Here is an 11,953-nt window from a genome sequence, read left to right as displayed (position 1 = left end):
CTGGCATATTTCCTGCAAAGAACCTTTTCCAGCCAAATAATCAAAAACCGCCGATAGCTTCGTTTCCTTGCTATATGCCCGATCGTGCTTTTGGGGCAGAAATCCTGCCGGCCCTTCCGACTTATATCGGCTGACCCAATCTGCAATCGTCTTATGATTTACTCCTGCCAATCGTCCCGCTTCACAACATCCGACCTTTCCGAATAGATATGATTCTACGATACGTATTTTTTCTTCTGCCGCTAGCTTTCCTTTTTTCGGCATAATATTACCCCCAGACTGAACAGTGTTTTTTATTTCACTGTCCTGTCTAGGGGTAGCATATCACAAAGGCGAGAGTTCTATTTACTATCTTATTTATGTCCTGGGCAGCTGTCACCACTTAAACGATCCATCCAATTCAGCTGCTGGTAATTGATTTTTTCATTTTCATCTGCCAGAGTAAGTTGATTCATACAATCCTTACATATCTTTTGCCCAGCTGCTTCAATGAGTGCTGAAGGTATTCCTAAACGCCTTAATCGGCTGCTCCGGTCTTCGACCTCAATATCCTGTATATCTACAGCTTCATCACTGATCACAATAAGTCCCGTATCCCCTTGGAAGCTAGGATCGCTGCGCACAGTACTTATTTTATTGCAACTCACTGCCAAGGCTTTATATTTTTCAATAAACCGATAATCGATGTTCCCATTAATAATCAGTTTGCTTGCTCTAGACTCCCTAAGTACTTGAAGGATTTCTGGATAGATCGCTCTTTCTCGTACTTGCTCTATGGTTAATTTCCTTATAATTCGTTCTCTAAATTCTCCCAGATACTGTACCTTCTCATCATATTTCAATTCAGGTGCTCCATGCAGACCCACTAATAACGCCTGCTCAACTTTATCTTTTTGCACCATCCTGCTAATACTCTTTGATTGTTCTTGGCTATCGATAGCAATCCCTCCTAACTCTGCTAATAATATGATATAGAAAACTATATCATATTATTAGCTCCATTTCCAATCGCCGAAGAAAGATGCAGATCGATTGCACCGCCAAGGTATAAATCAAATTAAGAAGATGGCAGCGATCGTTGTTACCAAAAGACCAATCATCACTGGGAACAGATTGCGCCGTGCTAACTCGAAAGGACTCACATTACAAATGGCAGCAGCAGCGATTACACTCCAAGGAATTAACGTGCCTCCGCCAGTAAATATTGCTGCAATCTGCCCTAATGCAGTCAATGTTCCTATCCCGGAACCAATGGAAACCGAAAAAAGCTTTGCTAACGATCCAACGAGAGATATACCCGAAAACCCCGAACCATCAAGCCCGGTTATAATTCCTACAATCATGATTGTAAATGCCCCAATGGCGGGACTGATCGTAACCATTTGCGCCATAGCTAAGCCTAAATCATTCACTAATCCCTGTGATCCTACAGGTAGGATCTTGCCAAATATAGAAGTGAAGCCACTATCACCTAAGTAGAAAAATGCGGCAATGGGAATAATAGGTCCAAAGACCGTGATGCCAAACTTCAATCCCTCTAACAAATATGCAGTCGTTTGTTCGATACCTCTATTGCGGTGAGCTACAAGAGAAATGATACTCATAATAAAGATAGAGGTTCCGCCAATCAAAGCTGTTGCATCTGACCCTCGCAAATTAAAAGCGTACAGTGCAGCCACATCCAGTCCAAAGAGAACCGGAACCATAGCTGCGATCCAACCTTTTGTTTTAGCAGACAGAATGGAAAGAGTCGGCAGATCATCCTGATCATTGCGATCACTGACTACAACCATTTCGTTATCTGCCGTTAATTTTCCAAGAGCCATATCCCTTTTTAATAACCAATAGGCAGCACTTACTGTTACTACTCCCATTACAATCAATAAGGGAATACTTGCACTGACTACTTCCTGAACTGGAATTCCTGCGGCTGCCGCGGTCAATTTGGGAGCACCTTGAATCACCAAATCTCCAGAGAGCGCAATTCCATGCCCAAACAAGTTCATCGCAACAGCAACTCCCATAGCCGGCAAACCAACGCGGCGGCTGACTGGCAGCAGTACAGCACCCATAAGTGCCGCTGCTGGTGAAGGCCAGAAAAAGAAGGAAATAAGCATCATAAACAAGCCAATCATCCAATATGCCATACCTGGAGTACGAATAACCCTCGTAAAAGGCTCTACCATAATTTCATTGATCCCGGCATGAAGCAGAGCCTTACTCATAGCTACGATGAGGGAAATAATTAAAATCGTGCCTGACAGTTCATTGATCGCATACACAAAACTATTAAATATCCCAATAACAGCCTGATTCAATGTACCTGTTGCCACATACCCCAGCAAAAATATCCCGATAATGCAAATCAAACTTGTATCTCTGCGCATTGCCATAGTAAGGATAATCAAAAGAATAAAACTAGTGAAAATCCAATGTAAAGAAGTCAGCTCAAGCATGAAACCTCCCCCTCGAAATTCAGTACTATGACAGTGTATGCAAATCGTACAAAAAGAGCTACTATGCTTGCTGCTGCAAAACATAAAGCTCAGTTCTGCCTAATGCAGAACTGAGCTTCACTCACCTATTGATTATCGTTTTATTCATTTTTCGATTTCACTTTTTATCGCTGTAAACAAATTCAGTTTTTGTCATGCCTGATAATAAATTCGCTTCTATTCTTTTTTGCAATTCTTTAAAGAAGCTTTCACTCTCTGCCACAGATTTAGGAGATGCATTTTTCAAACTGTAGCTAAAGGAAATTTCCCCGATTTCCGGAGACTCCTTGCCATCGGTATACCATACAGATAGTTCAACCTTTGCTAGTAATCCCGAATGAAAGTCTAAGGAACCAGGTGAAATACTGTATTCATGGGCTGTTATATCATTAACAGGAAGTAATACTGTCTGATCATCACTCGCTAGTTTTGCAAGGCCTGGGAAAAATGCAGCATAATCTGCTACAGAATTCCCTACTGGCAGTTGTATTTTTTTTATCGAATTACTATGAGAAAATACCCCCTGCAGCGATCCAATATGATTACCATCCATATTGACATCCTGTTCCAGCTTATCTTTTGCCTTAACTCCAAGTGAAGAAGCTACATCTGCCGCCGCTGCCAAACTTACATCATCACTGCGATACTTCAGCATTAGCTCACCATGCTTCTTAGGAATTCCATCATCATATTGTATCCGTTTTCTAAGGATATAATTTTGTTTATAAAAATCATTCATCTGGGTATCAAGATACGTTACCGTACCTTCGTCTTCAAGGTATGGGTTACTATTCTCAGTTACTGCTATGCCTCTTTCCTTAGCTAGGGACGTTATGCATTCCCAAACAGATTGGTAGCCTATATTGCGCGTTGTGAATGCATCCGGTTTTAAAAGAAGCTTAAACTCCCTTGATGTAACCTGCTGCGGATTTGCTGCCACACTTGTATGTTTTTCCTTAGAAAAAGTAACTGCCCCAACAACAAGGATCAGACATAATAAAATCATCGGCATGATTCGTTTCATACTAATTCAACCCCTTCCAACATTCATTTTCATTTCTTTTTACAATGCAAAAGTCCTGCAAAATTTTTCAACTTTGCAGGACTTCGTACATTTTATTTTTATTGGGGTTTGCTATTCTCTTGTAAATTGCTATGAGAATAACCATATAATCCATAGATACCTAATCCAATTGCACTCCAAACCAAAAATCGAATCCAAGTGGCAAAGGCTAAGTTATACATGATATAAAAACAGCAAAGTACAGCTAGCACAACAACAACATTGACTGCGGGACAGCGGAAAGGGCGTTCCATATCCGGCTTTGTTCTTCGAAGAACCACTACGCCGATTGTGGCTATGACAAAGGCAAATAAGGTACCAATACTGCACATTTCAGCCACTATACCAATGGGAGTAAAACCGCTGATGAGCGCTACACCTATACCTACTATGATGGTAATAATATGAGGAGTCCGATATTTTGAATGGATTTTACCAATAACCGATGGAATCAGTCCATCCCGGGACATAGTGAAAAACACCCTGGTTTGTGCATACATCATAACTAGCAACACGGTAGAAAGTCCGCAAATCGCACCTGTACCAACTAAAGCCGAACCAAAATTATAACCAAGAGTTCGCAGAACATACGCTACAGGTTCTGCATTATTTAATTGATAATAGGGCACTACTCCTGTCATAACGGCTGCCACAGCAATATATAAAACCGTACATACAGCTAAAGAGCCAATAATTCCAATGGGCATATCTTTTTTGGGATTGCGGGTTTCTTCGGCAGCAGTAGCAATCGAATCGACACCTAAATAGGCAAAGAATATCACCGCAGCACCAGCAGAAACACCAGCAAAGCCGAAAGGCATAAATGGCGTCCAATTCGCGACATTCACTTTGGGACCCGCCATGAGTAAAAATATGAAAATCGCTCCCAGTTTGACGGCCACCAGTATCCGATTCACGGTTACACTTTCTTTGACGCCAAGCACTAATAAAAACGTCATAAACAGTGTGACTAAAACGGCAGGCAAATTCACAATACCCCCATCTGCCGGAACCGCCGTTAATGCAAATGGAATATCAATACCCGCTGATTTGAGCAGTCCAACGGTATACGCAGACCACCCGCCTGCAACAGCACTCGCTCCTACAGAATACTCCAGTACCAGATTCCAGCCAACCAGCCAGGCAATTCCTTCGCCTAAAGCCGCATACGTGTAAGTATAGGCACTGCCAGCAATAGGAACCATAGAAACGAGTTCTGCATAAGCAAGACATACAAAAGCACAAGTAAGCCCTGATATCACAAAAGATAGCATAATGCCAGGACCAGCATATTTAGCAGCTGCTACACCCGTCAAAACAAAAATTCCTGTACCAATAATTACGCCGATCCCGATTAATATAATATCTAAAGCTCCCATAGACTTTTTAAGAGAATGGGTTTTAGCCTCATGTTCCATTATCGAAATGCTTTTTGTGCGAAAAATATCCATTGGTCATCCTCCTATTAAATGAAATCCTTCTAATAGATATAACTTCCAGGCATATTGATCCTTTCCTGCATTTCTTTTCATCCTAAAATAGCTCTATTTGGAAAAGTAACACTTTTTCAAATAGAGCTATTAAACAACTTAATTAATTGCTATTCATTATGTGAGGGGCTTAAAGCGAGCTGTAAAGAAGCGTAATACTGGCGGTTCATAAATCATTTCTAACCCGGTAATTTGATTACGATTTTGATACAGCTCAATGACGGAGTCAGCGACTACATCCATATGAGCGTAGCTATATACACGACGAGGTATTGTTAAACGAACGAGCTCTAATTTAGGATAGTAGTGATTTCCTGTTTTTGCATCCCGCCCTGCTGAGATAATCCCCCGCTCCATGGAACGTACCCCTGAAAGAATATAAAGCTGAGCAGCCAAGGCTTGCGCCGGAAATTGATCCTGAGGGATATGGGGCAAAAATCGTTTCGCATCAAGGAAAACCGCATGACCGCCAATTGGCTTTACAATGGGCACACCAGCTAGATCTAATTTTTCCCCTAAATAGCGAACTTGTTCTACACGGTGTTTAATATAGTAATAATCGACGGATTCACGTATTCCGCGAGCCATTGCTTCCATGTCCCGGCCAGCCAAACCTCCATAGCTGGGCATCCCCTCAAATAGTACAACTAGCTGAGTGGCTTTTTGAAATAAGGCTTCATCATTCAGCGCAAGGAATCCGCCAATATTGACTAAGCAGTCTTTTTTGCCGCTCATGGTCGCGCCATCACCATAGCTGAACATTTCTTTTACAATTTCTTCGATGGATTTATCTTTATATGCTTCTTCTCTCTCCTTAATAAAATAGGAATTTTCGATACAGCGAGTAGCATCAAACATAATTTTTATGCCGTGTTTTTTGGTAAGCTCTCGTACTGCACGAATATTTTCCATGCTGACGGGCTGACCGCCTGCCAAATTTACCGTTACGGCTACGCAGATGTAAGGAATTTTATCACTGCCAACCCGATCAATTAAATCCTGCAGTTTCTTCAAATCTACATTTCCCTTGAAAGGATCTTCATTCTGCGAATCATGAGCTGCATCGACAATCACATCTACGAAAGTAGCACCATTCAACTCTTGATGAGCACGAGTCGTGGTAAAATACATATTGCCCGGAACATAGTCACCAGGTTTAATTGCTATTTGCGATAAAATATTTTCTGCACCCCGCCCTTGGTGAGTCGGTACCACATATTTGAAACCATACACTTCACGAACTGTTTTTTCTAACTCAAAGAAATTAACACTACCTGCATAGGCCTCGTCTCCAAGCATCATACCAGCCCATTGATTGTCACTCATCGCATTCGTACCGCTGTCAGTCAATAAATCAATATAACATTCTTTAGAATTTAATAGAAAAGTATTATACCCTGCACGTTCAATTGCCTCTTCTCGTTCTTGTCGAGTCGTCATTCGAATGGTTTCCACCATCTTGGTCTTATACGGCTCAGCCATAAATTTACGTTCCATCATCACATCATCCTCCTTGAAATCATTTCATTTTACGAATCCCATTCGCTGCTTCTTTGCACTTACTTTAAAATAGCGGTAAACTCATTATTACTAAATGCAAAAAGTGTGCCAAGTTCCAAGATACGATTGTTCTTGAATTGGCACACTTAGGATGTAATCATTTGGCAATCTTTTATTGTCAGAAAGTTTCCAACAGTGCAAAAAGTTTCCGCTATTCATTGGATAAATTATATTTTCGCAGCTTTTTTAATACTGCCGTGTGAGACAAATCCAAGACAGAGCCCACTCGCCTCGAAGTGCGATATCGTCTCAGCGTTTCCTTTAAAATAGCACATTCCGTCTCCGCTAAGCGTTCTTTTAAACTCTGATAGGTCTCGAATTGTATGCTTGCTGAGGGATTGCCTGTCACCGCAATTCTCCCCAGGCAGATGTGCTCGGGACGAACCTGGGAACCGTCTACCAGATTTACTGCCCGTTCAATTACATTCTCCAGCTCCCGCACATTGCCAGGCCAGTTATACTGCTCTAGTCGTTCTAGCGACTCCTTACTAAAGCCATGTACAGGACGACGCATTTTATCCGCAAAACGCTGTAAAAAATACTTAGCTAACAAACCAATATCCTCCGGGCGCTCCCGCAAAGGAGGAATCGTAAGGGGAATTACATTTAACCGATAATACAAATCTTCCCGAAAGGCTCCACGAACCACCATCTCTTCCAAATTGCGATTCGTAGCCGTAATAACACGCACATCTACCGCTACTTCACGAGAGCTCCCCAATCGCCGTACTCGCCGTTCCTGAAGTACCCGCAGCAATTTTACCTGCAAATGCACTGACATTTCTCCTATTTCATCTAAAAATAGAGTACCGCCATTGGATAATTCAAAGAGTCCCGGCTTCCCCCCTTTGACAGCTCCAGTAAAAGCTCCATCTTCATAGCCAAATAGTTCACTCTCCATTAATGTTTCTGGAATCGCTGCACAATTAATCGGTACAAAAGTGCCTTGGGATCTTGCAGAACCGCTATGTAGTGCTCTTGCAAAAAGTTCCTTACCAGTTCCCGTCTCCCCCCGAATCAAAACCGTAGAATCACTTAATGCATATCGGCGTGATTGCAGAATCAGCTCTTTCATGACCATACTGTCACAGGTAATATCGCCAAAATTGACAGGCAGGGATGCAGTCATCTTTTTCACCAGTTCCCTAACATCTCCAATATCGCGAAGTACCGTTACGACGCCAATCACCTCATGATTGGTATCCTTAAGAGGAACCGTACTCATTACACAATAACTGCTGATGCTTTCGACGAACATCTCCTGGTCCTTATATGAACATCTTGTTTTTAATGTATCTGCCACCAGCGTATTCCATAAGGAATTCTCCTCTAAGGATTGTCCGATGATTTTTCCTGGAGCACTCTTTAAAATGCGGGCAGCGGCAGCATTACATTGAATAATACTGCCATCGCAATTCACTACTAAAATTCCATCTCGGACAGAAGTCAATACCGCATCAAGCTGTTCCACCCGCTCTTTCGAAGGCATAAATCGAGTAAATTCCACATGATGTACACCATCCACCTTTTCAAGTGCTTCAATCAGTTCTCTCTCACCCTTTTGGAGTACCCCTTGGCACTCCAGAAAAACTGCCCCCTGCTCCACTTCAATCGTTACAATATTAATTTTACGTTCTTCCAGAATGATGCTAATATCACGGACTAACCCAATCCGGTCACAACAAGGCATGCGCAAACGCAAGCTTCTCACTCCTCTTTTATCACATGCAGCCAGATCCTATTGCTAAGACCTTGCCTAGCTGAATTCACTAAAACTTTGACGCCAAAAATCAAGGATTTTTTTATTCTTCAGCCAGTTTTCCTCCGAGTTAATAATGACTAGATTACAGATTTCCAACATCCCCTTAACGTCTTCATCATAAGAAGACAGCCTTTTCTCAACATTACTGTCACTCCGACTATAAATCCGCTGCCTGCATTCATCTTTTGAAGCAAAAACCCCCACTTGAAAAACACTTTCATTAAAATGTTTCTTTAACTCTCTGGCACCATGAACATCGACTACAATTGATCTTCTTTGCTGATTTGTTACAACTTCATGGATCGTCTTTAGATGGGATGCATACAGATTTCCGCTATATTCGGTGACTTCCAGCAACTCCCCCTTTTCCTTCATCTCCAGTATATTTTCACGAGTCGTAAAATGGTAATGTACACCGTCAATTTCACTCTTTCTTGGTTTTCGAGAAGTAAACGTAATAATAGGTGCAGTGCCTATATATTTTTGTATCGTTGTCTTTCCTGATCCGCTAGGACCTGTAAATGAAATAATTGAGAACATGATTCACCCCCGGATAATATAAGCTGACCATACTGTATATATATTCTTTGCGATTGAAATATATATTTTTTTATCAGCAAAGCCGATCCCCCTTGCAAACACCTTAATGAAAAAAACACTGCAAGAAGTCTCCTTCTATACCAAAAGATAGAAGGAAGATTCTTTTTTATTATCGAACTATAGTAAGTCATTATAATACTAAATTTGACAAATTTCTTTGAAATCCAGTCTACCTAGGAGGAACCCCATGCCAAGAGTCTATAAAAAAAAGGTTAGTAAAAACAATGCAGTAAGTAAGGCGATTTTGCCTCAAATAAATAGCAGTGCGGTTGCTACCAGTATTTTGTCTGCGATTCGCACCACTCCATTGGGAATTATACTGCTCGCAGGAATTGCATTTTTTCATTTTGATGAATTGCCAGCTTCCCTACTCTCTGCCATACCTACCATCTCTTATATGATACTTCTTTTTGGAATTGCAATTACCTCCTGCTTTAGTCGCAGCCGTGCATTTTTTATCCTATTTATTCTCTTTTTAAGTCAGTTAGGAATGTCCCTTCCGATTCCCGCACATCTAGATAAAGACTTTGCCCTGCACGGAATTTATTTAATGGTCAGCCTGCTGGTTCCTTTAAATCTGCTCTTTTTTGCCTCTTTCTCTGAACGAGGAATTCTTTCAAGCTGGGGAAAACAGTGCTTTCTCTTTATCTTTCTTCAAATCGTTTTTGTAATGGGTCTGGTCTTATCTGGCGATCGAGAGCTTTTTAACGAAATCAGTAAACGTATATCCGTTTTTTCTTTTATGCCTTCAACACCCATTCCAGATACTGCACTAGCTGCCTTTTTATTAGCAGGCATTTTGCTACTGACCAAACGCAGAAGAACGAACTCTCACTTCAAAACAACGATTTTTGGTGCCTTAACCGCAGTCGCTTTTGCTCACCATTTTAATTCTATTGAAATTGCAATCCCCTTCTTCTATGCTGTCGCAGGTTTAATGATTATTGTATCTGTCATTCAAGATTATTATGTTAAGGCCTATTTAGATGAGCTTACTGGCTTGCCCTCACGCCGTTCCCTTAACGAAGACATGCTGAAGCTTGACAGCCACTATACCATTGCAATGGTCGATGTTGACTTTTTCAAAAAATTTAATGACACCTATGGACATGATGCAGGTGATGATGTTCTTCGTTTAATCGGCAAGGTTATGAAGAACTTTAAAGGCGGCAAACCCTTTCGCTACGGCGGCGAGGAATTTACCGTATTATTTCCCGGCAAAAGCCTCAGCGAAGCAATCCCGTACTTAGAAACGCTGCGAGAAGAAATCGCCAAAAGTAAATTTGTATTGCGCCAAGATAGTAAACGCAAGAAAAGTACTCCTAAAAAGCTGAGTGTTACCGTCAGTATCGGTGCAGCAGATTCCAGCCATAAAGAAATAAGCCCTGACGAAGTCATTAAATTAGCAGATAAAGCCCTATACCGCGCTAAAGAAAATGGACGCAATTGCGTCAGTCAATGACAGTTCGCTAGTCATTATTAAAAAAATCCCTCCTAGATGTAAAAGCACTGTTACATCCAGGAGGGATTACGAATCACTTCCCCTACCGATTACATGATAAGCCCGACAATTTTTACTTCCTTATCTTTTATCATATCAATAAATTCATCTTCAACTTGCAGAATGGGATACGTTGGAGTTACATTCGGCAAGAATGCTACCTTTGCTTTGCGCCCGTCTTCTAAAAGTACAGAACTGCTAAGCAGATAGTCATTAATACGCCGGGAAAAAACATCACAGACCGTTGGGTCCAGCTTCGTAAACATTTTTAACTTAATCTCTTGCAATAGCGTAAAGGGATTGATACTTTCTGATTCCGCTATAATATTGCTTAAATGATTCACAACTCCGATCACTCGTGCGAAAACATGGATATTCTCGCTCGCTAGCTGACGAGGATATCCACTGCCGTCCATATATTCATGATGTTGAACAATTGCTGTTAAAATCGTAGGAGAAAGAGCCTTGATGTCTTTCAATAATCGGAACGTCAAAAGAACATGAGCTTGTATCTTTTCTGAATCTGCTGCAGCAGGATTTTTATCCATCAATAGTTCAAGTGGAAGCTGGGTTTTTCCCACATCGTGCAGCAATCCAGCAAAGATAATTTCTTTAATATCTTTAGAAGAAAAATTCATCCACTGCGCAAGCATACCTGATAAAGCTGCCACCATTACCGAATGGTAGGCCAATGAGTTATGTGGTGCTAAGCTAAATAATAAACGATTTACTGCCTCGGTTGGATACGTAAGATGTTCAAAAATTGCTGATGCTATCTTATGATAAGGAATAATATCAATCTTCTTATTATTCCTTATCTCATTCAATAGTTCCTCAACTTGGGCAATCGAATCCTGCAACGTATGATCAAAATCCATCGCCTTTTTTATCAATACCGGAGGTAATTCAGAGACTTCTTCTCCTTTTTCTTCAATAATGTCAGGCTCAGACTCCGTATCACTTTCAATTCTAACATAGGCGATATCCCAGTTCTTTATATTTTGAATCGTTTTATCGGTTAAGGTTCCTCCCTTTGGAAACAAAATTTGTTTCCCGCTCAGAGAGTGAATCGCTTCCGCAACAATCATACCCGGCTGCAGATCAGCACTAGCTACTTTTTTCATGAATGAATTCCTCCAATATTTCCATCTCTTTACTAAAAATTGCTTTTCGTATAAATAGACAATAAAATGGCATTATAAATTATTAGCTATCTATAGGATAAAGGATTTGGAAACTTTCTGCCACTACCGAAAGGTATAGAAAGAAACATTTATTTTTGTTGCAGCATCGCAAATAAAAACCGCTTTTCTAATGATGATTACTTCCATCTTAGAAAAGCGGTTTTTTTCTGATCATCTATTTTCGTATATTGGATTTCCTGTCTTGTGTTTTTTGCCTTGATCATTTGCAAGTATAACCCTCTTTTTATTAATGTACTCACTGCATTTGAAAAGTGCGCTATTTTCCCACTAATGCTTT

The 11,953-nt window shown here is 40.9% G+C and carries 10 protein-coding genes; 1 reads left to right on the top strand and 9 read right to left on the bottom strand.

Annotation, left to right across the window (positions count from 1 at the left end; translation table 11 throughout):
* The 8 genes from BMZ99_RS10760 to BMZ99_RS10725 form a co-directional block, all read right to left on the bottom strand.
* Positions 1–264, bottom strand: a 264-nt coding sequence (locus tag BMZ99_RS10760; protein ID WP_139214759.1) for a helix-turn-helix domain-containing protein, incomplete at its 3' end; no start/stop codon positions are given.
* An 89-nt stretch (positions 265–353) separates the two neighbouring features.
* Complete coding sequence (locus BMZ99_RS10755) at positions 354–902, bottom strand: YueI family protein (protein WP_090936568.1); 549 nt, start codon at positions 900–902, stop codon at positions 354–356.
* Between the two features lie 150 nt (positions 903–1,052).
* Positions 1,053–2,456 (bottom strand): hypothetical protein, encoded by a 1,404-nt coding sequence (locus tag BMZ99_RS10750; protein ID WP_090936565.1) that lies wholly within the window; start codon positions 2,454–2,456, stop codon positions 1,053–1,055.
* Between the two features lie 157 nt (positions 2,457–2,613).
* Positions 2,614–3,519, bottom strand: a complete 906-nt coding sequence (locus BMZ99_RS10745; protein ID WP_090936562.1) for a hypothetical protein — start codon at positions 3,517–3,519, stop codon at positions 2,614–2,616.
* 98 nt (positions 3,520–3,617) lie between these two features.
* On the bottom strand, positions 3,618–5,009 hold the full coding sequence (locus tag BMZ99_RS10740) for an amino acid permease (protein WP_090936559.1): 1,392 nt from the start codon (positions 5,007–5,009) through the stop codon (positions 3,618–3,620).
* Between the two features lie 156 nt (positions 5,010–5,165).
* Positions 5,166–6,548 carry a tyrosine phenol-lyase gene (locus tag BMZ99_RS10735; protein WP_245754917.1) on the bottom strand — a complete coding sequence of 461 codons (1,383 nt, stop codon included), beginning with the start codon at positions 6,546–6,548 and terminating at the stop codon, positions 5,166–5,168.
* Positions 6,549–6,759: 211 nt separating this feature from the next.
* Entirely contained in the window at positions 6,760–8,310 is a 1,551-nt protein-coding gene (locus BMZ99_RS10730) for a sigma 54-interacting transcriptional regulator (RefSeq protein ID WP_090936556.1), read from the bottom strand.
* Positions 8,311–8,364: 54 nt separating this feature from the next.
* Positions 8,365–8,910 carry a guanylate kinase gene (locus BMZ99_RS10725; RefSeq protein WP_090936553.1) on the bottom strand — a complete coding sequence of 182 codons (546 nt, stop codon included), beginning with the start codon at positions 8,908–8,910 and terminating at the stop codon, positions 8,365–8,367.
* 247 nt (positions 8,911–9,157) lie between these two features.
* On the opposite strand from BMZ99_RS10725, the gene BMZ99_RS10720 reads away from it, so the two are divergent.
* Positions 9,158–10,432: a GGDEF domain-containing protein gene (locus BMZ99_RS10720; RefSeq protein WP_090936550.1), complete on the top strand. Its 1,275-nt coding sequence runs from the start codon at positions 9,158–9,160 to the stop codon at positions 10,430–10,432.
* A gap of 89 nt (positions 10,433–10,521) precedes the next feature.
* Here the strand turns inward: BMZ99_RS10720 and BMZ99_RS10715 are convergent, their stop codons facing one another.
* A complete protein-coding gene (locus tag BMZ99_RS10715) occupies positions 10,522–11,595 on the bottom strand; it encodes an HD-GYP domain-containing protein (RefSeq protein WP_090936548.1) in 1,074 nt (357 codons plus the stop codon).
* Positions 11,596–11,953 lie beyond the last annotated feature (358 nt).

This window comes from Pelosinus propionicus DSM 13327 (assembly GCF_900114615.1).
Classification (GTDB): domain Bacteria; phylum Bacillota; class Negativicutes; order DSM-13327; family DSM-13327; genus Pelosinus; species Pelosinus propionicus.
This window is presented reverse-complemented; position numbering and strand designations above follow the sequence as displayed.